Genomic DNA, 23,472 nt, shown 5'->3' with positions numbered 1-23,472 from the left:
GTCCTCCGACCGTGTCTGCCGCCGCCGCCGGAGGAACCCGGACCACCACCGATCCCGTCCTCGCCGCCGAGCGCGACCACCTGCTCCGCGCCGCCGACTGCCTCACCCAGATGCGCGCCGCCGCGGTGTCCGTCGCCGACGCCGGCGTCGACGCCTGGGCCTCCGAGCGGCTGGGCGCCGCCCGCGCCGAACGGCTCCGCTCGCTGGCCCACGACCCCGGTGTCCCGGCGTTCTTCGGCCGCACCGACGGCTCCGCCGGGTCGGGCCCGGACGGCGTGCCGGAGACCTTCCACATCGGCCGCCGGCACGTCCGGGACGCCGCCGGTGACCCGGTCGTCATCGACTGGCGGGCGCCGATGAGCCGGCCGTTCTACCAGGCCAGCGCCGCCGAACCGCAGGGTCTGGCCCGCCGCCGCCGGTTCGGCTTCGCGGAGGGGGAGCTGACCAGCTACGAGGACGAGCACCTGGACGAGGGTCAGGACGACGGCGGCACCGGCGACATCCTGCGGCAGGAGATCGAGCGCCCGCGCAGCGGCCCGATGCGCGACATCGTGGCCACCATCCAGCCCGACCAGGACGACATCGTCCGGGCCCCGCTGACCGAGTCGATCTGCGTGCAGGGCGCCCCGGGCACCGGCAAGACCGCGGTCGGGCTGCACCGGGCCGCCTACCTGCTGTACACGCACGGCGAGCAGCTGGCCCGCACCGGCGTGCTGGTCGTCGGCCCGAACAAGGCGTTCCTCCGCTACATCGAACAGGTGCTGCCCGCGCTCGGTGAGGTGGAGGTCGACCAGGCGACGGTGGAGAGCCTCACCGCGCGGGTGACGGTGCGCGCCCAGGACGCCCCGGAGGTCGCCGTCCTCAAGGGCGACCCGCGGATGGCCGAGGTGCTGCGGCGGGCGCTGTGGGGCGGCGTCCGCAAGCCCACGGACTCGGTGCAGGTGACCCTGTCCGGGCGGAAGTACCGGATCGGGGACGACCGGCTCAAGCGCTTCGTCGACGACCTCCGCCGGGCCGGCACCAGCGGCGTCGACGAGCAGCAGCTGGTGCACTACGCGGCCGGCCGGGAGCGGCTGGCCATGAGCCTGGCCGAGTACGCCCGCCGGCTCAAGGAGGCCGGTGGCGGCAGCCCGACGGACGCCGAGACCCGGCGGTGCGCCCGCAGCGCCGAGGTGCGGGCCTTCTGCGACGCGGTCTGGCCCGCCGTGGACGCCGCCGGGCTGGTGCACGACCTGTTCACCGACCCCGAGCGGCTGGCCCGGGCCGCCCAGGGCGTGCTCACCGAGGAGGAGCAGGCGCTGCTGCACTGGCCGAAGCCGCCGCGCTCGGTGCGGGCCGCCCGGTGGACCCCGGCCGACGCGGTGCTGGTCGACGAGGTGGCCGGGATGCTGGAGCGCACGCCGGGCTACGGGCACGTGGTCGTCGACGAGGCGCAGGACCTCTCCCCGATGCAGTGCCGGGCGGTGGCCCGCCGGCTCGCCGCCGGGTCGCTGACCGTCCTCGGCGACCTGGCCCAGGCCACCAGCCCCTGGTCGGTGGCCGACTGGTCGCAGACGCTCACCGCCCTGGGCCGCCCCGACACCACGGTCCGGCCCCTGACCCGCGGCTACCGGGTGCCCGGCGAGGTGCTCGACTTCGCCAACCGGCTGCTGCCCTCGCTCGCCCCCGGTCTGGGCCAGGCCACCGCGGTGCGCCGGGAGCCGGGCTCGCTGCGCCTGCGGCCGGTCACGCTGCTGGCCGAGCCGCTGGTCGAGGTGGTCGGTGAGCTGGCGGCCGGGGAGGGATCGACTGGGGTGGTCTGCGCCGACGCCTCGGTGGCCGAGGTGGTCGACCTGCTGGTCGCCGCCGGCCTGGACGTCGCCGCGCTCACCGACGACGGCGCGGAGACCACCCGCGTCTCCGTGGTGCCCGCGACCCTGGCCAAGGGCCTGGAGTTCGACTCGGTCGTGGTGGTGGAGCCCGCCGCGATCGTCGCCGCCGAGCCCCGCGGGCTGCACCGCCTCTACGTCGTCCTCACCCGGGCGGTGAGCACCCTGGTCGTGCTGCACCGGGAGGAGCTGCCGGCCCAGCTCGCCGGCTGAGGCGGGTCCCTAGGCTGCGGGGATGGTCGACTCCCTGCGCTCAGCCCTGCGCGCCCCCGCCGCCCCGGTCGCACTCGCCGACCTCGACCCGCGGGCGACGACGCTGGCCCCCGGCGACAAGGACCGCACCAAGGACGTCGCGGCGGCCGAGGGGCGGCGGCTGGCCGAGCTGCAGGAACGGCTCTACGCCGAGGCGGCGGGTGGCGGCCGCCGGCGGGTGCTGCTGGTGCTGCAGGGCATGGACACCAGCGGCAAGGGCGGCGTCGTCCGGCACGTCGTCGGCGCCGTGCAGCCCCAAGGGGTCTCGGTCACCGCCTTCGGGCAGCCGACCCCCGAGGAGCTGCGGCACGGGTTCCTCTGGCGGGTGCGCCGCGCGGTGCCCGGCCCGGGGAAGCTCGGCGTCTTCGACCGGTCGCACTACGAGGACGTGCTGGTCGGCCGGGTGCGCGAGCTGGCGACCCCCGCGGTCATCGAGCGGCGGTACCGGGACATCGTGCGCTTCGAGCAGCAGCTCACCGACGACGGCGTCACCCTGGTCAAGGTCTTCCTGCACCTGTCGCCCTGGGAGCAGAAGCAGCGGCTGCTGGCCCGGCTCGACGACTCGGCCAAGCGGTGGAAGTTCCACCCCTCCGACCTCGACGACCGTGCGCTGTGGCCGGCCTACCAGCGCGCCTACGAGACGGTGCTGGACCGCACCAGCACCGACACCGCGCCCTGGTACGTCGTGCCGGCCGACCGCAAGTGGTACCGCAACTGGGCCGTCGGGCGGCTGCTGCTGGAGACCGTGGACGAGCTGGACCCGCGGCTGCCGGAGCCGGCCTGGGACGTCGCGGAGCAGCGGGACCGGCTGATCGAGGAGCACCCGGTCACCGGCTGACCGCCGTGCGGCGGGTGTGCCCCGCCGCACGGCCGGGTAGCCGGAGCGCGCCGAGTGGGGTTCGCCCGCCGAGCCGAGGACGGGACGCACGCGTGACCTTCGCCGAGCTGCCGTACGCCGCCGCGTGGCGCCACCACCAGGCGCGGACCGGCTTCGAGGTCGTGCACTTCCGGCGGACCGGGGTCGGCGTCCAGGTCGCCGGCTGCACCACGGCCGTGCAGGACGGCGTGCCCTGGACGGTGGAGTACCTGCTCGACCTCGACGGCGACTGGACCACCCGCCGGGCCGCGGTCGCCGGCCGCTCGCCGGCCGGCCCCCGCAGCACCGTGCTGGAGGCGGTCGGGGAGGGGCGGTGGCTGGTCGACGGGCTGCCGGCCCCGGACCTGGACGGCTGCCTGGACGTCGACCTGGAGTGCTCGGTGATGACCAACGCGCTGCCGGTGCACCGGCTGGGCCTGGGGGTGGGCCGCCGCGCGTCGGCCCCGGCGGCGTTCGTGGCGGCCGTGGGCCTGGGGGTCGACCGGCTGGAGCAGTCCTACACCCGGCTGCACGACGACGGCCCGCACCAGCAGTACCACTACAAGTCCCCGGCCTCGGACTTCAGCTGCCAGCTGGTGTTCGACCCGGCCGGGCTGGTGCTCGACTACCCGGGCAGCGCCGTGCGGCACCTCTGAGCACCCCTCGGGGCTCGGTCAGCCCTCGGCCGGGGCTCCGCGGGCGATCCGCTCGTCCAGCGCCTGGGTGGCCAGCCAGCCGAAGAGCACCACGAACTGCAGCAGGAACAGCCAGAAGCCGACGGCGACCACCCCGCCGACCACGGTGAGCCCGCCGAAGGGCGCACCCAGGTCCAGCGGCAGGGAGAGGAACAGCACGAAGCCCTGCAGGAAGCCCGACAGCGAGGCCGCGGTGAACAGTGCGCCGGCCAGCACCGCCCGCCAGCGCAGCCGGCCGGCGGCCACCACCCGGAAGGTCCACACCAGCGGCAGGGTGAGGGCGAAGAGCACCGAGTAGTAGCCGGCCGTGAACCCGCCCAGCCACGCGGCGAACCCGGGGGTCTCGGACAGCCGGGCCAGCAGGTCGGCCACCAGCAGCAACGGGTACACCAACAGCGGTGCCAGCAGCAGCATCGGCAGGGCGAAGAGCCGGCCGCGCCAGGCGGTGAACCGGTCGTGCTCCGGGCTGAACCGCAGCATCGCCCGCCGCAGCCCCTCGCCGTAGAGCGAGATGGGCAGCAGGGTGAGCAGCGCCTCGACCGGGCTCAGGTCGGTGCCGGCGGCAGCCAGCTCGGCGACGGCCGCCGGGGCGCCCAGCTCGGCCGGGAGCACCTGGGCCAGCCGGCCGGTCAGGGTGTGCACCGCGTCCGCGCCGGCCACCCAGCTGGTCAGCCCGAGTGACAGCACCAGCGCCGGGACGACGGCGATCCCGGCGTAGAAGGTCAGCCCCGCGGCGATGAGCGCGGTGTCCCGGCCCCGCAGCCGTGCCCGTATGGCGCCCAGCAGGCCGCGCGCCTCCCTCGCCACCTGCACCCGGTCAGGTGATCACGCCGCCGCCGGTTGCGCGCGCCGGGCCGCGGACCGGGTCGACCCGCGCCATCCGACGTCGAGCCGGGTCAGGGCGCGGCTCGACGTCAGGTGGCCCGGCTCTACGTCACCCGACCCGGTCCCCGGCCGGCGTCCGGGTCAGCGGTGGCCGAGCAGGTGCTGGGCCGCGGCGAAGCCGCCGAGGCCGCTGACGGCGCCGCCGCGCACGGTGCCGCCGGAGGAGGCGGCCACCACCCGGGGGTGCGCCGTCGCCACGCCCCAGGTGCCGGCCTGGGCCGGGTCGAGCGCGACCGGCCAGGAGAGGTCGCCGTGGAAGATGTGCCCGCCGGGCATCGCCAGTGCAGCCTCGACGTCCAGCGGTGAGGACGCCTGCAGACACGGCCGCCCGTCGGCGTCCAGCGCCAGGCAGTCGGCCAGCGGCTCGGTCAGGTGCGCGTCGAGCTGGGCGACGACCCGCCGCACGGCCTCCGCCCGGGTGCCCGCCGGGTCGGTGGCGTAGAGCTCGGCCGGGGTGTGCAGCCCGAACAGGGTCAGGGTGTGCAGCCCGGTGCCGCCGACGATCGACGGGTCGGTGAGCGAGTGGCAGTACACCTCGAACGGGATGACGTCGGGCAGCCGCCCGGCCGCGGCCTGCGCGTACGCGGCGTCGAGCCGGCCGGCCGCCTCGTCGACGTGCACGGTGCCGCCGAACACCCGGTGCGGGTCGGCCCCCGACCGCAGCCCGGGCAGCCGGCGCAGCACCATGTTGACCTTCAGCTGCGACCCCGACGGTCGGGCCGGCGCCGGTGCGCCGAGCAGCTCGTCCAGCACCGTCGGTGCGGCGCCGCTGACCACGTGGCCGGCGTCGACGGCGTGCGGCGTGCCGTCGTCGTCGGTCCAGTGCACGGTGACCCCGTCGGGCCGGGCGTCCAGGCCGGTGACGGTGGCGCGGGTGACCAGCGTGGCGCCGGCGGCCCGGGCGGCGTCGGCGAGGGCGCCGCTGACCGCGCCCATCCCGCCCACCGGCACCCGCCAGCGGCCCGTGCCGTTGCCGACCAGGTGGTACAGGAAGCAACGCCCGGCCAGGCCGTCGGCGGCGTGCACGTCGGCGGAGGTGCCGATCAGCCCGTCGGTGAGCGCGATGCCCCGGACGTCGTCGTCGGTCAGGTGGTCGGCCACCACGTCGGCCAGCGGACGCTGTCGCAGGTCGTGCCAGATCCCCGGGTCGCGCAGCCGTGCGGTGAGCTCCGCCTCGGTGGGCAGCGGCTCGGTCAGCGTGGGGGCCAGGTCCTCGGCCAGCGTGCTGAGCCGGCCGTAGAAGCGCTGCCAGCCGGCGAGCTCGGCGTCCGAGCCGGTCAGCGCCCGGAAGGAGGCTGCCGTCTCCGGCCCCTCGTCCCGCTCGACCAGCAGCCCGCCCGGGCGGCCGTTCCGCAGCAGCGGGGTGAAGGACGCGACCGGCCGGTCGAGCAGCCTGATCGGCAGCCGCAGGTCGGACACGACCCGGTCGGGCAGCAGGCTGACCAGGTAGGAGTACGCGGACAGCCGGACGTCGACGCCGGGGAACACCTGCTCGCTGATCGCGGCGCCGCCGAGCGCGGCCCGCCGCTCGAGCACCAGCACCGACCAGCCGGCCCGGGCGAGGTAGGCGGCGGCGGTCAGGCCGTTGTGGCCGCCGCCCACGACGACGGCGTCGTACCGGGCCCGCAGGTCCACCTGCTGGGCGGCGGTCAGCGCGGCGACGGCGGGGTCGTCCCAGGTGGTGGTGGCGAGGGTCGGCACCCGGTCATCCTGGCGTGCCGGCCCCAGCCCGCGGCCGCGGCCCCGGCGGTCGTGGGGTCGTGCCCGTCCCGTCGGTGGACCGCGCGGCGCACCGGCCGACGGTTCAGCGCGGCGGTTGCGGAGCGTCACCAGGCGGACGCCAACGACCGGTCGGAGTCGCCGCGCTGGACGTCTCGGTCCCCTCGTGACCAGCGGTCCGAGCGTCCAGGTCAGGTCGCGTGTCGGACCATCGACCCGGCCTCCGGGCAGGGGGTTCAGTCCCGGCGGTGCCGGAAACCCGGCGTGCCTGTCACGCTCGGTGAGCGTGTTGCAGCACACGCCGGGAGTTTCTCCACAAATTGCGTCCAGCCGTTTGTCACGAGCCCATAACGCACGTACGGTCACCAGCGGTCCTGACGGGCAACGCAGTCGCCCACCCGGGTGACGACCGACAGGGCCGCCGCCGAACCACACGGCTCGCCGCAACACTCGCGGGCTCGTGGACCGGGGACCCACCGCAGCACTGGGGTGAAGCTCCTCGCGGCCCGTTCCGGGCCCGAGGTGCCGGGCGTCTTCCCGCCCGAACCCGTCAGCTAACTCGGTAGGCGGCAGGTGGAAGAAAGGACACACCCGCCGAACATGGCGAGTACGCACACCTCTGCTCGGCGTGGCCGCTCCGGCCGCCGGGTCCTGTTCACCGTTGTCGCCGCCAGTGGCGTCGCCCTCTCTCCGCTTCCCGCACTCGCCGCTCCCGAAACGCCGGAGACCTCCCAGGAGGCCGCCGCCCTCATCGCCGAGCGGGGTCACGACCTCGAGGTCGTCACCGAGGAGATGCACGCCGCCAGCGACCAGCTGACCGCCCAGCAGGACGCCGCCGCGAAGGCCGCCGCTGAGCTGCAGGCCGCCGAGGCCGCCGTCGCCGAGGCCCGTGACCACGTGCGTCAGGTCGCCCGCAGCGCCTTCACCGGCGAGCAGCTGACCTCGCTGCAGGCCATGCTGACCAGCGAGTCCGCCGAGCAGATGCTCGAGCGGATGGGCACGCTCGACAGCATCGCCGGGCACAACAACGAGATCCTGGGCGACGCGCAGCAGGCCACCGTCGCCGCCGACGAGGCGAAGGCCGCCGCCGAGAAGGCCGCTGCCGACGCCAAGGCCCTGGTCGACGAGGTCGCCGCACGCCAGGCCGACCTGAACGCCCAGATCGCCGAGTACCAGGCCGAGTACGACCGCCTCTCCGCCGAGGAGCGCGAGCGGGCCCGCATCCTGGCCGAGCAGCAGCACGCTGCCGCGGTCGCGGCGGCCGCGGCAGAGCGCAACGCCTCGCAGTCGGCCTCCCGGGCCGACCGGCCGTCCGCATCGTCCTCGTCGGCGTCCTCGTCGGCTGCTGCCCCGGCAGCGTCCACGCCGGTCGTGGCCGGCAGCGGCGCAGGCGCCACCGCGGTCAACGCGGCGATGGCGCAGCGCGGCAAGCCCTACGTGTGGGGCGGCAACGGTCCGGGTTCCTTCGACTGCTCCGGCCTGGTCAAGTACGCCTACGCCGCCGCCGGGGTCAACCTCCCGCGCAGCAGCAGCCAGCAGGCCACCGTCGGCCGGGCCGTCTCCCGGTCCGAGCTGCAGCCGGGCGACATCATCGCCTTCTACTCCCCGGTGAGCCACGTCGGCATCTACATCGGCAACGGCCAGATGGTCCACGCGCCGACGTCGGGTGACGTGGTCAAGGTGGCCAGCATCGACGTCATGGGCAGCATCACCGCGATGCGCCGGGTCGGCTGACACCCGCACCACCCCGCGACACCCACCGGTGCCCCGGTCGCCTGACGGCGGCCGGGGCACCGGCGCGTCCGGGCCCGACCGCGCCACGCCCCCGGTGGTGACGATCACGCATCCGCCGCTGCCCCGGCACGCTCGCGCCGGGCACGATGGTCGGGACGCCACCGGCCCGACACCGAGGAGCACCGTGCCCGCCGCCCTGACCGATCCGCGCACCGTCGCCCGCGCCTTCCGGGCCGTCGCCATCGCCGAGGCGGTGTCCTGGGTGCTGCTGCTGGCCGGCATGTTCGTCAAGTACGTCCCGGAGACCACCGAGGTCGGCGTGCAGATCGCCGGCCCCGTGCACGGCGCGGTGTTCGTCGCCTACGTGCTGGTCACCCTGCTGGCCTGGCGGGTGCTCCGCTGGACGCCGCTCACCGCCGTGCTGGCCCTGGCCGCCTCGATCCCGCCGCTGGTCACCATCTGGTTCGAGCGCTGGGCGCACCGCACCGGCCGGCTACCGGTGGACACCGCCGAGCCGGTCCGCTGAGCCCCACCGTGGTCGAGCCGGTCCTCCCCGCCACCGCCCGCACGCTGCTCGCCCGCACCGCCCGGGTGCAGCGGGACAGCCGCGCGCCGAGCCTGGTCGCCGGCGTCGTCCGGGACGGCGGCCTGGCCTGGTCGGCCGGTCGCGGCGACGTCGACGAGCCGCACACCGACGTGCAGTACCGGCTCGGCTCGATCAGCAAGACGGTCACCGCCGTCGTGGTGATGCGGCTGCGTGACGAGGGCAGGCTCGGCCTCGACGACCCGCTCGAGCAGCACCTCCCCGGCACGCCGCTGGGCGACCGCACCATCGGCCAGCTGCTCGCCCACCTGGCCGGCGCGACCTCCGAGAGCCCCGGCGGCTGGTGGGAGCGGGTGCCCGGTGGGTCGCTGGCCGACCTGCAGCTCACCGACACCGACGTGGTCCTCGGTGCGGCCCGGCGGTTCCACTACTCCAACCTCGGCTTCGGCCTCCTCGGTGAGCTGGTCGCCCGGCACCGGCGGCGCCCGTGGGAGGACGTCGTCCGGGACGAGGTGCTCGGCCCGCTGGGCATGACCCGCACGACGCCCCGGCCCAGCGGGCGGGCGGCGCAGGGGTGTGCGGTGCACCCGTGGGCCGATGTGGTGCTGCCCGAACCCGAGCACGACGCCGGGGTGATGGCCGCCGCTGGTCAGCTGTGGGCCACGCTGGCCGACCTGGCCCGGTTCGGTGCCTTCCTGCTCGGCGACACCGGTGACGTGCTGGCCCCGGCCACGCAGGAGGAGATGACGGTGCCGGCGGGGGTCGACCCGTCGGTGCCCGGCTGGTCGGCGTACGGGCTGGGCCTGCAGGTGCTCCGGGTCGACGGGCACACGCTCGTCGGGCACGGCGGTTCGATGCCCGGGTTCCTGGCCGGGGTGTTCGTCGACCGGGTCGAGCAGCTCGGCGCGGTGAGCCTGGCCAACACCACGAGCGGTCTCGAGCCGCTGGTGCCGGGTCTGCTCTCCGACGTCCGGTCCGCCGAGCCCCGCGTGGTCGAGGCGTGGACGCCGTCCACTCCGCCGGTCCCGCTGGAGGTGCTGGGCGTCTGGTTCTGGGGGCCGGCGCCGCACGTGCTGCGGGCGCAGCCCGGCGGGTTGCTGCACCTGGGGCCGCTGCCGGGCCGGGCCGGGCGGGCGAGCCGGTTCACCGCCCGGGAGGACGGCACCTGGGTCGGGTTGGACGGCTACTACGCGGGGGAGACCCTGCGGATCGCCCCCGACCACCTGGACCTGGCGACGTTCGTCTTCACCCGTACCCCGTACGACCCCGACGCCCCCGTGCCCGGAGGGGTGGACGAGCGCGGCTGGCAGGGGTGATCCTGTCGCCCGTGCGGCGGCAGCGGGTGATCGGGATGCTCGGCGGGATGAGCTGGGAGTCCAGCGCCGAGTACTACCGACTGGCGAACGAGCTGGTGCGCGAACGGCTGGGTGGCCTGCACTCCGCGCGCTGCATCCTCGCGTCGCTGGACTTCGCCGAGGTGGAACGGCTGCAGGTAGCCGGGGAGTGGGCGGAGGCCGGCGAGCTGCTCGCCGACGCCGCCCGGGGGCTCGAGGCCGCCGGGGCGGACCTGCTCGTGCTGTGCACCAACACCATGCACAAGGTCGCCGACCAGGTGCAGGCGGCCGTCGACATCCCGCTGCTGCACCTGGCCGACGCCACAGCGGCCGCGGTGACCGCCGCCGGCATCGACACGGTGGGGCTGCTGGGCACCGCCTTCACCATGGAGCAGGACTTCTACCGGGACCGGCTCGCCGGGCACGGGCTGCGGGTGCTGGTCCCCCCGGCCGACGACCGCGCCCTGGTGCACCGGGTCATCTACGAGGAGCTGTGCCTCGGCGTCGTCCGGGAGGAGTCGCGCGAGGCCTACCGCCAGGTGATCCGGCGGCTGGTCGACGCAGGGGCGCAGGGCGTGGTCCTGGGCTGCACGGAGATCGAGCTGCTCATCGGGTCGGACGACAGCCCGGTGCCGGTCTTCCCGACCACCCGGCTGCACGTGCAGGCGGCGGTCACCGCGGCGCTGGCCGGGGACGATCAGGCGGTCGGGTAGCGGCCGGCGGCGAGCCACTGGCGGTCGATCTCGTGCAGTGCCGGGCGGTCCTTGGTCGCGGCCCGCGGCAGCGGCTGGCCGAACAGCTCGCGGAGCTCGGCCTCGGTGGTGATCTCGTCCACGCGCCCGGTCTGCTGCCTGTGCCGGGGCCGCGGTGCTCCGCCGCCCGGGAGGGCTCAGGCCGGGTCGAAGGCGTCCATCGTCGTCTTGACCACCACGCCGTAGGCCAGGTGCGGGACGACGTCGCTGATCCAGTCGGTGGTCGACCAGGTCCGCGGGTCGGTGATGCCCAGCGCGGTCATCGGGCCGTTCGAGCCGATCAGCACGCCGACGGTGGTCAGCGCCGTGCCGACCAGCGGTGCGGAGCGGAAGCCCGCCGCCCGGGCCAGCCCGGCCAGCACCCCGACGCCGACACCGGCGACCAGGCCGGTGAGCGGACCGAGCCCCTGGACGCGGTTCTGCCGGGTCTCCTCGTCGCCGGGGATGGAGACGTGCGCCTTCTCGGCCAGCGCCTCGACGGTCTGCTCGGGCGTGGAGCTGGTGCCCCGCCCACGCCCGGCCATGTCCAGGTAGGTGACGGCGTTGAGCGCCGTCGAGCCGGCGGCGCCGGCTGCGGCCCCGCGCAGCACCCACCCCAGCGTGCTGATCCCGTGCCGGCCCGCGCCGATGGTCCCGATCGCTGTGCGCTTCGCCATGATCGCCGCCTACCCGGGCCCGGCGGACGGGCAAACGGCCTCAGTCCCGGGTGAGCACCAGCACCGTGGCGGGGCGCTCGAGTCGGCGGCGCCGGCGGACGGCGAGCACCCCGGCGAGCAGGGTCAGCAGCGTGCCGGTGAAGACCACGTCGGCCGCCGCGAACTGCTGCAGCATGGTGGCGCCCGCACAGCTGCAGGCCGCGGCGGGCGGCGCGGCGGCCCAGCCGGTGAGCAGCAGCGCGCAGCCCAGCAGCACGGTCGTCAGCAGGCGGCCCACGGCGCGCAGCATCCTCGGGCCGGGGTGGTCTGCGCCAGCGGTCCCGGCGCGCCGCCGTCCGCAGGAGGAGGCTGGGGGCGTGGCGGACGTTGACGAGGTGCTCGAGCGCACGATCGGGGCGCTGCTGGACCAGCGGCGGACCGGCACCTCGATCTGCCCGTCGGAGGCCGCCCGCGCCGTCGCCCCCGAGGGCTGGCGCGAGCTGATGCCCGCCGCGCGCGCGGCGGCCGGCCGGCTGGCCGCCGCCGGCGAGGTGGAGGTCACCCAGCGCGGCGAGGTCGTCGACGTGGCGACGGCGCGCGGACCCGTGCGGGTCCGGCGTCCCCGCTGAGCCCGCCGGGGCGGTCGGTCAGTCCTCGGACGTCCGGGCGGCACCCGCGGCGCGCTCGAGCAGCGGGGTCATCCGGTGGTCGACGAACCGGCGCAGCGCCAGGTTGGTGTCGGTGCGCTGCACCCCTGGGATGGCCAGCACCTGCTCGGTGATCCGCCACAGGTCGTCGGCGTCCCGGGCCACCACCTGGACCAGCAGGTCCGCGACACCGGACAGGCCGATGACCTCGAGCACCTCGGGGATCGCGGCCAGCGCCTCGCCCACGTCGGCCAGGCTGCGCTGCACGACCTGCACGGTCACGTAGGCGCCGAGCCGGTAGCCCAGCGCCTCCGGGCGGACCCGCCGCTCGAACGGGTCGAGCACACCGCCGGACTCCAGCCGGGCCAGCCGTGACTGCACCGTGTTGCGGGCCAGCCCCAGCTGCTGGGAGAGCGCCAGCACGGTGGCCCGCGGGTCCTGCGACAGGGCGAGCAGCAGCCGGGCGTCGGTGGCGTCCAGTGCGGGCACGCTGCTCAGTCTGACATGCGAGGACGTCCTACTACTGGTCATGGTGCTCACCACGTGGGCGGGGTGTTGCGCAGATCGGCCGCGCGGTGATCTGCTCCACAGCAGCGCACCGACGTGCCACCATGTGTGAGTGGCGCCACACCCCGGTGCCGCAGTGGACGTCCAGCGACGGGCGCTCCGGTGACCCCGGGCTCCGCGAGACGGCGAGGAGAGTGGCGTGACGGCGTTGCAGCAGACCACCGAGGTGGTCGACCCCGTACCCGGGGCCGGGGCCCCCCACCTGCCCGGCCAGCCGGAGCTGGTGCAGTTGCTGACCCCCGAGGGCGAGCGGGTCGAGCACCCCGACTACGCCCTCGACGTCTCCGACGACGAGCTGCGCGGGCTCTACCGCGACCTGGCCCTGGTCCGCCGCTGGGACGTCGAGGCCACCGCGCTGCAGCGGCAGGGCGAGCTGGGCATCTGGGCCTCGCTGCTGGGCCAGGAGGCGGCCCAGGTGGGCGCCGGCCGGGCGCTCGCCCCCGACGACATGGCCTTCCCGACCTACCGGGAGCACGGCGTCGCCTGGACCCGCGGCGTCGACCCGCTGCACGTGATCAGCCTGTTCCGCGGCGTCGACCAGGGCGGCTGGGACCCGGTGGCCACCCACTTCAACCTCTACACCGTCGTCATCGGCGCGCAGACCCTGCACGCCACCGGTTACGCGATGGGCCTGCAGCGCGACGGCGCGGAGAGCGCCACGCTGGCCTTCCTCGGCGACGGCGCGACCAGCCAGGGCGAGGTGAACGAGGCGATGATCTGGGCGGCCACCTTCGCCGCGCCGGTCGTCTTCTTCTGCCAGAACAACCAGTACGCGATCAGCGTCCCGATCGAGCGCCAGTCGCGGGTGCCGCTCTACCAGCGCGCCGCGGGCTTCGGCTTCCCCGGCGTGCGGGTCGACGGCAACGACGTCCTCGCCGTCCTGGCCGTCACCCGGGCAGCGCTCGCCGCCGCGCGGGAGGGCTCGGGCCCCACGTTCATCGAGGCGTTCACCTACCGGATGGGCGCGCACACCACCTCCGACGACCCGACCCGTTACCGGCTGGCCAGCGAGCTGGAGGAGTGGAAGCTGCGCGACCCGATCGCCCGGCTCAAGGCCCACCTGTCCCGCGCCGGCATCGCCGACGCCGACTTCTTCGCCTCGGTCGACGCCGAGGGCGACGAGCTGGCCGCCCGGATCCGGCAGGGCACGGTGGAGATGCCCGACCCGGCCGGCACCGAGATCTTCGACCACGTCTACGCCGAGCAGACCCCCGAGCTGGCCCGCCAGCGCGAGGAGTTCGTGGCCTACCACGCGTCCTTCGAGGGAGAGGGCCACTGATGGCCGAGACGCTGACCATCGGCAAGGCGCTCAACCTCGGCCTCCGCAAGGCCATGGAGGACGACGCCAAGGTCGTGCTCATGGGTGAGGACATCGGCAAGCTCGGCGGGGTCTTCCGGATCACCGACGGCCTGCAGAAGGACTTCGGCGAGGCCCGGGTCGTCGACACCCCGCTGGCCGAGGCCGGCATCCTCGGCACCGCCGTCGGGTTGGCCATGCGCGGCTACCGGCCGGTCTGCGAGATCCAGTTCGACGGCTTCGTCTTCCCCGCCTACAACCAGATCGTCACCCAGGTCGCCAAGATCCACGCCCGCTCCAAGGGCAGGCTGCAGATGCCGATCGTCATCCGCATCCCCTTCGGTGGCGGCATCGGCGCGGTCGAGCACCACAGCGAGAGCCCGGAGGCGTACTTCGCGCACACCGCCGGCCTCAAGGTCGTCGCGGTCAGCACCCCGGCCGACGCCTACTGGGGCATCCAGCAGGCCATCGCCGCACCCGACCCGATCGTCTTCCTGGAGCCCAAGCGCCGGTACTGGGAGAAGGGCGCCGTCGACACCGACACCGCCCCTGGCCCGCTGTTCGGCTCCCGGGTGGTCCGCGGCGGAGACGACGTCACCGTGCTGGCCTACGGCCCGATGGTGAAGACGGCGCTGCAGGCCGCCGAGGCCGCCGCCGAGGAGGGCCGCTCGCTGGAGGTCATCGACCTGCGCACGGTCTCCCCGCTGGACCTGGACCCGGTGTTCGACTCGGTGCGCCGCACCGGCCGCTGCGTCGTCGTCCACGAGGCGCCGGTGACCCTGGGGCTGGGGGCGGAGATCGCTGCCCGGGTGACCGAGACCTGCTTCCACTCGCTGGAGGCGCCGGTGCTGCGGGTGGGCGGGTACGACACGCCGTACCCGCCGTCGAAGCTGGAGGAGGAGTACCTCCCCGACCTCGACCGCGTGCTCGACGCCGTCGACCGATCGCTGGGGTTCTGACCGATGGCCGACCTGCGCCAGTTCAAGCTGCCCGACGTCGGTGAAGGGCTCACCGAGGGCGAGATCCTGTCGTGGCTGGTCGCCGTGGGCGACACGGTCACGGTGAACCAGCCGTTGTGCGAGGTGGAGACGGCGAAGGCGGCCGTCGAGCTGCCCAGCCCGTTCGCCGGCACGGTCACCGAGCTGCTCTTCGAGCCCGGGACGACGGTGGACGTCGGCGCGCCGATCATCACCATCGACGTCGGGGCAGGGGGCGGCGCCGCCGAGCCGGCCGGCAGTGGGCTGATCGGGGAGACCAACGCCAACGGCCGCACCGCCGTGCTCGTCGGCTACGGCCCGCGCAGCACCGAGGCCAAGCGCCGTCCCCGGCGGGGTCAGCCGGCGGAGACCGCGGCGGCCCGGGCGACCGCCCCGCAGGTCCTCCCGGAGGCCGACTACGGCTCCGGCAGCGAGCGGCCGCCGCTGCTGGCCACCGCGCCCGACGCCACGGTCAAGCCGGTCCGGCACGGCGGTCTGGAGGCAGGCCGGGCAGCCGAGGCCCATGCGGCCGCTGCCGCGGCTGCCCCGGCACCGGCCACGTCGTCGACGCCCGGCCGGGGGGCGCTGCGGCCGCTGGCCAAGCCGCCGGTGCGCAAGTACGCCAAGGACCTCGGCGTCGACCTGACCACGGTCACCGGCACCGGCCCCGGCGGGGTGATCACCCGCGCCGACGTGGACGCCGTCCTCGGTGCGCCCGCCGAGCGCACTCACGCGCGCGAAACCGCGGGTGGTTTCGCGCGCGAGAGCACGGCCGGGGACACCCGCATCCCGATCAAGGGGGTCCGCAAGCACACCGCTGCGGCGATGGTGGCCAGCGCCTTCACCGCCCCGCACGTCACCGAGTTCCTCACCGTCGACGTCACCCGGACGATGAAGCTGCGCGACCGGCTCGCCGCCCGGCCGGAGCTCGCCGGGGTCAAGGTCAGCCCGCTGCTGTTCGTGGCCAAGGCCGTGCTGCTCGCCGCGCAGCGGCACCCGATGGTGAACAGCTCCTGGGACGAGGCGGCACAGGAGATCGTCGTCCACGGGGCGGTGAACCTCGGCATCGCCGCGGCCACCCCGCGCGGGCTCGTCGTGCCCAACATCAAGGACGCCGGCCGGCTCTCGCTGGCCGAGCTGGCCGGGGCGCTCACCGAGCTGACCGCGACCGCCCGGGCCGGGAAGACCCCGCCGGCGGACATGACCGGCGGCACGATCACGATCACCAACGTCGGCGTCTTCGGCGTCGACACCGGGACGCCGATCCTCAACCCCGGGGAGTCGGCGATCCTGGCCTTCGGCGCCGTCCGGGACATGCCGTGGGTGCACAAGGGCAAGGTCGTGCCGCGCAAGGTGACCCAGCTGGCGCTGTCGTTCGACCACCGGGTCATCGACGGGGAGCTCGGCTCGCGGTTCCTGGCCGACGTCGGTGCGCTGCTGCACGACCCCGGCACGGCGCTGGCGTTCTGAGGCCGGCGCCGGCAGCTCAGCGGGGACGACGGGGCAGATCGGGCAGCCGCCGGGCCCGCTGGGCGGCCTCCGCCGCGAGCTGGCGTGCCGCGACCACGGACGCGGGCTCGTCCGCGGGGGCTCTGTCCCGGTCGGGCCGGGCAGTGGCCGGGTGACTCGTCATGCCCGCGAGGCCTTCGCGAACGCGGCACGGAGCACGGCCACCGTCGTCTCCTCGTCCAGCTCCGCCCGGGTGGCCCGCGCGGCGAGTTCGTCGGCTGCCTCGCGGACCGCGGCCGGCGGGGTGGGCGCCGTGGGTGACCCGGTCACGACCGTGCCGGTGCGCCGGCGGCTCGCGACCAGCCCACCGGCTTCCAGCTCCCGGTAGGCCCGGGCCACCGTGCCGACCGCGACACCCAGGTCGGCGGCGAGGGCCCGCATGGTCGGCAGGCGGGCTCCGGCGAGGAGCAGGCCGTTGGCGATGAAGCCCGCCACCTGCGCGCGGATCTGCTCGTAGGGCGGCGTCGGGCTGGTGACGTCGACGGTGATGTCCACCGGGGTCACCGTCCGCCGGTGGGCAGGGTCTCGGCGGGGAGACGCGGTGCGCGGGCGGCCAGCACGCCGAGACCGGCGACCATCCCGAGCGCCCCCACGACGGCGAGCACCCCGCCGACCCATGGCAGCACGCCGGCCGCCGTCCCCACCGGGAGGCCGTTGGCCGTCGCGCTGCTCGCGGCCCCTGCCGCCGCGTTCCGCAGCGACAGTGCACTCACCGTCAGCAGCCCGCCGACCGCGATGAGGGCGGCCGAGGTCGCGCCGCGGAGGACGCGGTGGGCCGAGGCCTGCCGCAGCACTTCCTCCACCCGCTCGTCCGCGGTGCCCAGCGCGGGCCGGTGGGCGACCGCCCACAGCGCGCCCACGGTGAGCGCCGCCAGGCCGACCAGGCCGGTCGCCGTCGGGACGCCGTACTCGGGACCGGCGTAGGGCGAGGCGGCACCCAGCACGCTCTCGTACCCGGCGCGCACCGTGATCGTGCGCCCGTCGGGGCCGGCGGTGAGGGCGCCGGCAGCCACCAGCAGGAGCCCCGCCGTGAACGTCCCGACCGCCAGCCGGAGCAGCCACCGGGGCCCGGCGTCGAACAGGCCGCGGCGCACCAGGCGGGCGCGGCGGACGTCGCCGGCCGGGCGCGGCCAGGTCAGCTCGCCGAGCAGCACCACCCCGGTGCTGGCCATGCCGAAGGCCAGCGGTGCCGAGATGACCGCCACGCCCAGCCGCCCGGGAATGGCCTCGCCGGTGAACCGCGACATCAGGGCCAGGTAGCCGGTGGCCACGCCGGCCAGCAGCCCGACGACCAGGGCGGCTGCGGAGATGCGACCTGCGTGCTGTCGCGCCTCGGCGACCGTGGCCTGGTGGCTGGCGAACGGGCGGCGCACGGCCAGCGCGGTGAGGCCCGTGACGCCGACCACCGTCGCGAGCACCAGGAGGAGGGGGAGGAGTCGCATCGCCGATCCCATCACTGAGTCAATGTGCCAAGCAATTGGGACAATGTCACGTCCGTGCGGCCGGGCGCAAGGGCGGCCAGGGAGTGTCCGGTGGCGCCGGTGGCCGGGAGTGCGCGGCCCGATCCGGTGGCGGCGCTACGGTTCCCCGGTGACCGACCTCACCCGCGTGCTCGCCTTCGCCGCTCGGTCCCGGGTCCCGGGGGGGTTCGGCTACGCCGGGGACGACGGCACCGTGCTCCCTGGCCGCCCGGTGGAGACCTGGATCAGCGCCCGGATGACGCACGTGTTCGGCCTGGCGACGCTGCTGGACCACCCCGGCGCGGCCGAGCTGGCCGAGCACGGCGTCACCGCGCTGCGCACCGGCCCGCTGCACGACGCCGAGCACGGCGGCTGGCGGGCGGCCACCGACGACGACACCAAGGCCGCCTACGTGCACGCCTTCGTCGTGCTGGCCGGCGCCACCGCCACGGCCGCCGGGGTCCCCGGCGGGCACGAGCTGCTGACCGAGGCGCTGGGCGTGTGGGAGCAGCGGTTCTGGGACGACGACGAGGGCCTGGCCCGGGAGTCCTTCGACCGCAGCTGGACCACGGCCGAGGACTACCGGGGCGCGAACGCCAACATGCACGGGGTGGAGTCGACGCTGGCGGCCGCCGACGCCCTGGCGCCGTCCGACCCGGGCGTGGCCGCACGGCTGCGCACCCGTGCGTTGCGGGCGACCGAGCGGATCGTGCACGGCTGGACCCGGGAGCGGGACTGGCGGCTGCCCGAGCACTTCACGCACCGCTGGGAGCCCTTGCCGGAGCTGAACCGCGACCGGCCGGCCGACCCCTTCCGGCCCTACGGGGTGACGGTCGGGCACCAGTTCGAGTGGGCCCGGCTGTGCTGGCACCTGGCGGCCGCCCTCGGCGAGCACGCCCCTGGCTGGCTGCACGCCGACGCCGACGCGCTCTTCACCGCCGCGGTGGAGCGTGGCTGGGCGGCCGACGGGCACGAGGGCTTCCCGTACACCCTCGACTGGTCCGACCAGCCGGTGGTCGGGGCGCGCATGCACTGGGTGCTCTGCGAGGCGGTGGCCGCCGCCGCGGTCCGCTCCGCCCTCACCGGCGACCCGCGGACGGCGACCCTGCAGCACCGCTGGGCCGAGCTGGGCGAACGGCTCTTCCTCGACCCGTCGGTGGGCAGCTGGCACCACGAGCTGACCCCCGAGGGCGCCGTGGGCAGCGGCACCTGGGCGGGCAAGCCGGACGCCTACCACCTGGTGCAGATGCTCCTGCTGCCCGGCCGCCCAGTCCGCGGCAGCGTGGCCGCCGCCGTCCTCGCCTCCCGCTGATCTGGACAGGGCCCCGCTGCGGTGCTTCGGTGCACCCGGACAGCGGAGCCGGCCGGCGTCGCGGTGACCGACCTGGGAGGGCCTCGACGATGAGCCGGACGGGGAGCGGTGCCACCGCTCGGCGTGAGGAGCTGCGGGAGCCGCTCGGGATGCCGACCCTGCTCCTGTGGCGCCGCATCGGGCTGGCCGCGGGCGCCGGGGCGGTGCTCTGCGTCCTGACCGGGCTGGCCCTGCTGGTCATCCGGGAAGAGGCAGGGCCGGCGGTCGGGCTGCTCCTGCTCGTCGCCTTCGTCTGTGCGCTGGTCTGCCTCGGCTTCCTGCAGCGCACCTGGCAGGACCCCGCGGTGGCCGAGGACCCACGGGTGGTGCGGGCACGCAGCTGGTCGACGGCGGCGACGGTGAGCTGGTGCGTCGCCGTCCTGCCCGGCCTCGCGGCGCGAGTGCTGCCCGAGTCGTTCGAGTGGCTGCGCTGGCTGGTGCTCGCTCTCGGCGCGGTGGCCGTGGCCGCCTTCCTCGGCATGCTGGTGCTCACGGCCCGCTGGCGCCTGCCCCGCGCGTAGGCGGCGTCGCGAGATCGGGCCGGCCGGGGTCTCCGGCCTCGCGAGGCACCCACCAGCCCGAGGTGATCACCACAGGAGTCGATCGGAACGGGTGCGTCCGGTCACCGGGCGTGTACCCGGCGGGCGCCGTCGGGTAGGGGGCTGCTGGACGTACGAGACCCCCGAGCAGAGGAGGCTCCCCATGGCGAACGTGGAGAAGTCGATCGACGTGGACGTGCCGATCCGGCAGGTCTACGACCAGTGGACGCAGTTCGAGTCGTTCCCGCAGTTCATGAACGGGGTCGAGCGGATCACCCAGCTCGACGACCGGCACACCCACTGGGTCACCAAGGTCGGCGGGGTCGAGCGCGAGTTCGACGCCGAGATCACCGAGCAGCACCCCGACGAGCGGGTGGCCTGGAAGAGCACCGACGGCAAGTCCCACGCCGGCGTGGTCACCTTCCACAAGATCAGTGACACCACGACCCGGGTGATGGTCCAGATCGACTGGGAGCCCGAGGGCGTCGTGGAGAAGGTCGGCGCCGCGGTCGGCGTGGACGACCGGCAGATCAGCGCCGACGTCAAGCGCTTCAAGGAGTTCATCGAGAGCCGCGGCACCGAGACCGGCGCCTGGCGCGGGGACGTGCCGCGCGAGGGCTGACGCAGGCCCGACGGCGCCCGCCCTCTCCACCTGGAGGAGGCGGGCGCCGTCGCGTTCGGGGCCGACATCGATGTGCAGTGCGCGACCGAATAGGGCAAGGGAAGATCATGACGACCTCCACCCCGCTCCGCGCCCTCGCGCTGACCTGCAGCCTCAAGCCGTCCCCCGCCCCCTCCAGCACCGACCTGATCGCCCGCCAGGTGCTCGACGCCCTCGCCGAGCACGGGGTGGAGGGCGAGCTGCTCCGGGTCGTCGACCACGACGTGAAGCCCGGCGTCGAGGTGGACATGGGCGAGGGTGACGCCTGGCCCGCGATCCGGGAGAAGGTCCTGGCCGCCGACGTCCTGCTGATCGCCACCCCCACCTGGGTCGGTCAGATGAGCAGCGTCGCCAACCGGGTGGTGGAGCGGCTGGACGCCGAGATCTCCGAGACCGACGAGCAGGGCCGCCCGCACACCTTCGGCAAGGTGGGCATCGTCGCCGTCGTCGGCAACGAGGACGGCGCGCACAAGATCAGCGCCGACCTGTTCCAGGCCCTGGACGACGTCGGGTTCACCGTTCCCGCCCAGGGCGCCACGTACTGGAACGGCGAGGCGATGCACGGCACCGACTACCAGGACCTCGACGAGACCCCGGAGGCGACCGCCACGACGACCGCGACCGTGGCCCGCAACGCCGCCCACCTGGCTCGGCTGCTGAGGGACCAGCCCTACCCGCCCGCCTCCTGACACGACGACAGCGCCCGTCCCCACCGGGCACGGGCGCTGTCCTGTCGGCCCCTCGAGGGGCCCGGGTGTCGCTACTCGGCGTCGAGGTCGCTGGCGACCATGCCGGCGACCTGGTCGAGCACCGCCTCGTCGTCGCTGCTGACGACGACCTCGGTGCCCTGCTTGGCGCCCAGGGTCATGATCATCAGCGGTGAGCCGGCGTCGATCGGGTTGCCGCCGGGGGTGGCCAGGGTGACCGGCACCCCGGACTTGGCGACGGCCTCGGCGATGAGCGCGGCCGGGCGGGCGTGCAGGCCGACGGCGGAGCCGACGGTCACGGTCTTGGAGGGCATCGGTGCCTGCTTTCTGGTCGGCGTGCTGGGGTCAGTGTGCCGGGGGCGTCGCGACGGGCTGCGCCGGGGCGGTGCCCGCGGCGGGGCCGCCGGCCACGTCCTCGGTGAGGTCGGTGGTCGGCGAGGTGGCGGCCGGCGTCCGCCCGATGCTCTTGGCGATGGTGACGGCCAGACCGCCGACGATCGTGCCGGCGACGATGGCGAGCACGAACCAGGCGATCCCGGTGATGGCGAACAGCACGAAGAACCCACCGTGCGGCGCGCGCAGCTCCACCCCGCTGGCGGCCACGATCGCTCCGGTGGTCGCCCCGCCCAGCATCATCGAGGGGATCACCCGCAGCGGGTCGGCTGCGGCGAACGGGATGGCGCCCTCGGAGATGAACGAGGCGCCGAGCAGCCAGGCCGCCTTGCCGTTGTCCCGCTCGGCCGGGGTGTACAGCTTCGGGCGCAGCAGCGTGCTGGACAGCGCCATCGCCAGCGGCGGCACCATGCCGGCGGCCATGACGGTCGCCATGATGACCAGCGGGCCACTGGTGGCGGCGGCGGTGAGTCCGGTGGTGGCGAAGACGTAGGCCGCCTTGTTGACCGGCCCGCCCAGGTCGAAGCACATCATGAGCCCGAGGACGATCCCGAGCAGGGCGGCGTTGGCGCCGGTCAGCCCGTTGAGCCAATCGCCGAGCTCCTCGAGGGCCCAGGCCAGCGGCCGGCCCAGCACGACGACCATCAGCCCGCTGGAGATCAGCGTGGCCAGCAGCGGGATGATCACCACCGGCTGCAGGCCGCGGGCGAAGGCGGGCAGCTTCCAGCGGCTGATCCACAGCGCCGCGAAGCCGGCGATGATGCCGCCCACCAGGCCGCCGAGGAAGCCGGCGCCGACGGTCAGCGAGACCGCGCCGACGACGAAGCCCGGGACGATGCCCGGCCGGTCGGCGATGGCGTAGGCGATGTAGCCGGCCAGCGCCGGCACCAGGAAGCCGAAGGCCGCCTGGCCGAGCACGGTGCACAGCGCGCCCAGGTAGCCGAGGAAGCCGTCGTTCAGCCCCTCGATCCCGCCGGCGCTCGGCAGGTCGAAGAAGGTGTTGTTGAGCGCCCAGTTCGTGGCGTAGCTCAGGCCCTCGGCGTCCGGGTCGGGGTTGACGATCTGGTAGCCGCCGAACAGGAAGCCCAGCGCGATGAGCAGGCCACCGGCGGCGACGAACGGGATCATGTAGCTGACGCCGGTGAGCAGCCAGCGGCGGATCTCCGACCCGGTGCTGGGCCGGTCACCGCCGGCCGGGGCCGCGGCGCCGCCCGAGGCGGTGCCGGGCACCCGGCGGGCGTCCGGGTCGTCGGCGGCGGCGAGCGCCTCGCGGATCATCACCTCGGGCTCGTTCATCGCCCGCTTGGTGCCCGACTGCACCAGCGGCTTGCCGGCGAAGCGGTCCCGGTCCTTGACCCCGACGTCGACGGCGAAGATGACGGCGTCCGCGCGGGCGATCACCGACGGGTCCAGCGGCGTGGAACCCGAGGAGCCCTGGGTCTCCACGTGCAGCTCGACGCCCAGCTCCTTCGCCGCGGCGGTGAGCTTGTCGGCGGCCATGTAGGTGTGCGCGATGCCGGTGGGGCAGGCGCTGACCGCCACGATGCTGCGCGCCGCCGTCGTCGCGGGAGGTGTGGCCGGGGCGGCGGCGGCGGTGGCCCCGCCGGTGGACTGCGGAGCGGCGGCCGGCGCCTCGGCGGGGGAGACGACGTCCTGCACCAGGGCGACGACCTCCTCGGCCGACCCGGCGGCCCGCAGCGAGGCGACGAACTCCGGTCGCACCAGGGCGCGGGCCAGCGCGGTGAGCAGGGTGAGGTGGTCGGCGTCGCCGTGCTCGGGCGCCGCGATCAGGAAGGCGAGGTCGGCCGGGCCGTCCGGGGCGCCGAAGTCGACCGCCGGTCGCAGCCGGGCGAAGGCCAGCGAGGCCTGGGTGACCGCCGCGGACCGGCAGTGCGGGATGGCGATGCCGCCGGGCAGCCCGGTGGCCGCCTTCGCCTCCCGGGCCATCGCGTCGGCGTGCAGCGACTCGGCGCCGGTCGCGCGGCCGGCGCCGGCGACCAGGCCGGCGAGCCGGCGGACGACGGCGTCCTTGTCGGCACCGAGGTCGGCGTCGAGCGCCACCAACTCGGTGGTGATGAGAGCGGACATGG

General features: G+C 75.2%; 25 protein-coding genes and 1 riboswitch. Of the genes, 15 read left to right on the top strand and 10 right to left on the bottom strand.

Annotated features, from left to right (window positions below; translation table 11 throughout):
• Nucleotides 1-11: 11 nt before the first annotated feature.
• From HLA93_RS11815 to HLA93_RS11805, 3 genes are all read left to right on the top strand, one after another.
• Nucleotides 12-2,081 carry a HelD family protein gene (locus tag HLA93_RS11815; RefSeq protein ID WP_308128078.1) on the top strand — a complete coding sequence of 690 codons (2,070 nt, stop codon included), beginning with the start codon at nt 12-14 and terminating at the stop codon, nt 2,079-2,081.
• Between the two features lie 22 nt (nt 2,082-2,103).
• Nucleotides 2,104-2,958: a PPK2 family polyphosphate kinase gene (locus HLA93_RS11810; RefSeq protein WP_222194571.1), complete on the top strand. Its 855-nt coding sequence runs from the start codon at nt 2,104-2,106 to the stop codon at nt 2,956-2,958.
• A 92-nt stretch (nt 2,959-3,050) separates the two neighbouring features.
• Entirely contained in the window at nt 3,051-3,632 is a 582-nt protein-coding gene (locus tag HLA93_RS11805) for a putative glycolipid-binding domain-containing protein (RefSeq protein ID WP_222194570.1), read from the top strand.
• Nucleotides 3,633-3,650: 18 nt separating this feature from the next.
• Here the strand turns inward: HLA93_RS11805 and HLA93_RS11800 are convergent, their stop codons facing one another.
• Nucleotides 3,651-4,484, bottom strand: coding sequence for a YhjD/YihY/BrkB family envelope integrity protein (locus HLA93_RS11800; protein WP_222194569.1), 834 nt, complete (start codon nt 4,482-4,484; stop codon nt 3,651-3,653).
• 153 nt (nt 4,485-4,637) lie between these two features.
• Complete coding sequence (locus tag HLA93_RS11795) at nt 4,638-6,257, bottom strand: phytoene desaturase family protein (protein WP_308128077.1); 1,620 nt, start codon at nt 6,255-6,257, stop codon at nt 4,638-4,640.
• Between the two features lie 447 nt (nt 6,258-6,704).
• Nucleotides 6,705-6,859, top strand: a riboswitch (cyclic di-AMP (ydaO/yuaA leader).
• A gap of 16 nt (nt 6,860-6,875) precedes the next feature.
• Between HLA93_RS11795 and HLA93_RS11790 the strand changes: the two genes are divergently transcribed.
• The 4 genes from HLA93_RS11790 (at nt 6,876) to HLA93_RS11775 (ending at nt 10,600) form a co-directional block, all read left to right on the top strand.
• Nucleotides 6,876-8,009 carry a C40 family peptidase gene (locus HLA93_RS11790; RefSeq protein ID WP_222194568.1) on the top strand — a complete coding sequence of 378 codons (1,134 nt, stop codon included), beginning with the start codon at nt 6,876-6,878 and terminating at the stop codon, nt 8,007-8,009.
• 184 nt (nt 8,010-8,193) lie between these two features.
• A complete protein-coding gene (locus tag HLA93_RS11785) occupies nt 8,194-8,535 on the top strand; it encodes a DUF3817 domain-containing protein (RefSeq protein ID WP_222194567.1) in 342 nt (113 codons plus the stop codon).
• A gap of 8 nt (nt 8,536-8,543) precedes the next feature.
• Complete coding sequence (locus tag HLA93_RS11780) at nt 8,544-9,869, top strand: serine hydrolase domain-containing protein (protein ID WP_222194566.1); 1,326 nt, start codon at nt 8,544-8,546, stop codon at nt 9,867-9,869.
• Nucleotides 9,866-10,600 (top strand): aspartate/glutamate racemase family protein, encoded by a 735-nt coding sequence (locus HLA93_RS11775; protein WP_308128076.1) that lies wholly within the window; start codon nt 9,866-9,868, stop codon nt 10,598-10,600. Before HLA93_RS11780 ends, HLA93_RS11775 begins: the two co-directional genes overlap by 4 nt.
• On the opposite strand, the gene HLA93_RS11770 is transcribed toward HLA93_RS11775, so the two are convergent.
• Genes HLA93_RS11770 through HLA93_RS11760 form a run of 3 tightly spaced genes read right to left on the bottom strand, consistent with a single transcriptional unit; the run spans nt 10,585 to nt 11,572 of the window.
• A complete protein-coding gene (locus HLA93_RS11770; RefSeq protein ID WP_222194565.1) occupies nt 10,585-10,722 on the bottom strand; it encodes a hypothetical protein in 138 nt (45 codons plus the stop codon). The genes HLA93_RS11775 and HLA93_RS11770 overlap by 16 nt on opposite strands.
• A 54-nt stretch (nt 10,723-10,776) precedes the next feature.
• Nucleotides 10,777-11,295, bottom strand: coding sequence for a hypothetical protein (locus tag HLA93_RS11765; protein WP_222194564.1), 519 nt, complete (start codon nt 11,293-11,295; stop codon nt 10,777-10,779).
• Nucleotides 11,296-11,335: 40 nt separating this feature from the next.
• Complete coding sequence (locus HLA93_RS11760; RefSeq protein WP_222194563.1) at nt 11,336-11,572, bottom strand: hypothetical protein; 237 nt, start codon at nt 11,570-11,572, stop codon at nt 11,336-11,338.
• 79 nt (nt 11,573-11,651) lie between these two features.
• Between HLA93_RS11760 and HLA93_RS22030 the strand changes: the two genes are divergently transcribed.
• A complete protein-coding gene (locus HLA93_RS22030; protein WP_222194562.1) occupies nt 11,652-11,903 on the top strand; it encodes a DUF3253 domain-containing protein in 252 nt (83 codons plus the stop codon).
• Between the two features lie 18 nt (nt 11,904-11,921).
• Here the strand turns inward: HLA93_RS22030 and HLA93_RS11750 are convergent, their stop codons facing one another.
• Complete coding sequence (locus HLA93_RS11750) at nt 11,922-12,410, bottom strand: Lrp/AsnC family transcriptional regulator (RefSeq protein ID WP_222194561.1); 489 nt, start codon at nt 12,408-12,410, stop codon at nt 11,922-11,924.
• A 217-nt stretch (nt 12,411-12,627) separates the two neighbouring features.
• On the opposite strand from HLA93_RS11750, the gene pdhA reads away from it, so the two are divergent.
• From pdhA to HLA93_RS11735, 3 genes are read left to right on the top strand one after another with little or no spacing between them, the layout of a single operon-like run.
• Complete coding sequence (gene pdhA / locus HLA93_RS11745) at nt 12,628-13,767, top strand: pyruvate dehydrogenase (acetyl-transferring) E1 component subunit alpha (protein ID WP_222194560.1); 1,140 nt, start codon at nt 12,628-12,630, stop codon at nt 13,765-13,767.
• Nucleotides 13,767-14,744, top strand: coding sequence for an alpha-ketoacid dehydrogenase subunit beta (locus HLA93_RS11740; RefSeq protein ID WP_222194559.1), 978 nt, complete (start codon nt 13,767-13,769; stop codon nt 14,742-14,744). Before pdhA ends, HLA93_RS11740 begins: the two co-directional genes overlap by 1 nt.
• A gap of 3 nt (nt 14,745-14,747) precedes the next feature.
• Complete coding sequence (locus tag HLA93_RS11735) at nt 14,748-16,232, top strand: dihydrolipoamide acetyltransferase family protein (RefSeq protein ID WP_222194558.1); 1,485 nt, start codon at nt 14,748-14,750, stop codon at nt 16,230-16,232.
• Nucleotides 16,233-16,391: 159 nt separating this feature from the next.
• On the opposite strand, the gene HLA93_RS11730 is transcribed toward HLA93_RS11735, so the two are convergent.
• Together HLA93_RS11730 and HLA93_RS11725 are read right to left on the bottom strand one after the other, a co-directional pair.
• Nucleotides 16,392-16,766, bottom strand: a complete 375-nt coding sequence (locus tag HLA93_RS11730) for a GntR family transcriptional regulator (protein WP_308128075.1) — start codon at nt 16,764-16,766, stop codon at nt 16,392-16,394.
• A gap of 5 nt (nt 16,767-16,771) precedes the next feature.
• Entirely contained in the window at nt 16,772-17,713 is a 942-nt protein-coding gene (locus HLA93_RS11725) for a hypothetical protein (RefSeq protein WP_222194556.1), read from the bottom strand.
• Nucleotides 17,714-17,861: 148 nt separating this feature from the next.
• Between HLA93_RS11725 and HLA93_RS11720 the strand changes: the two genes are divergently transcribed.
• The 4 genes from HLA93_RS11720 (at nt 17,862) to HLA93_RS11705 (ending at nt 20,971) form a co-directional block, all read left to right on the top strand.
• Nucleotides 17,862-19,043: an AGE family epimerase/isomerase gene (locus tag HLA93_RS11720; RefSeq protein WP_222194555.1), complete on the top strand. Its 1,182-nt coding sequence runs from the start codon at nt 17,862-17,864 to the stop codon at nt 19,041-19,043.
• Between the two features lie 149 nt (nt 19,044-19,192).
• Nucleotides 19,193-19,603, top strand: a complete 411-nt coding sequence (locus HLA93_RS11715) for a hypothetical protein (protein ID WP_222194554.1) — start codon at nt 19,193-19,195, stop codon at nt 19,601-19,603.
• 181 nt (nt 19,604-19,784) lie between these two features.
• Nucleotides 19,785-20,243, top strand: a complete 459-nt coding sequence (locus tag HLA93_RS11710) for an SRPBCC family protein (RefSeq protein WP_222194553.1) — start codon at nt 19,785-19,787, stop codon at nt 20,241-20,243.
• Nucleotides 20,244-20,350: 107 nt separating this feature from the next.
• On the top strand, nt 20,351-20,971 hold the full coding sequence (locus HLA93_RS11705; protein ID WP_222194552.1) for a flavodoxin family protein: 621 nt from the start codon (nt 20,351-20,353) through the stop codon (nt 20,969-20,971).
• A gap of 71 nt (nt 20,972-21,042) precedes the next feature.
• On the opposite strand, the gene HLA93_RS11700 is transcribed toward HLA93_RS11705, so the two are convergent.
• A complete protein-coding gene (locus HLA93_RS11700) occupies nt 21,043-21,303 on the bottom strand; it encodes an HPr family phosphocarrier protein (protein WP_222194551.1) in 261 nt (86 codons plus the stop codon).
• A gap of 31 nt (nt 21,304-21,334) precedes the next feature.
• Nucleotides 21,335-23,470 carry a PTS fructose transporter subunit IIABC gene (locus HLA93_RS11695; RefSeq protein ID WP_222194550.1) on the bottom strand — a complete coding sequence of 712 codons (2,136 nt, stop codon included), beginning with the start codon at nt 23,468-23,470 and terminating at the stop codon, nt 21,335-21,337.
• Nucleotides 23,471-23,472: the final 2 nt, after the last annotated feature.

Origin of the sequence: Modestobacter italicus (assembly GCF_019799965.1) — a bacterium.
GTDB classification, from domain to species: domain Bacteria; phylum Actinomycetota; class Actinomycetes; order Mycobacteriales; family Geodermatophilaceae; genus Modestobacter; species Modestobacter italicus_A.
This window is presented reverse-complemented; position numbering and strand designations above follow the sequence as displayed.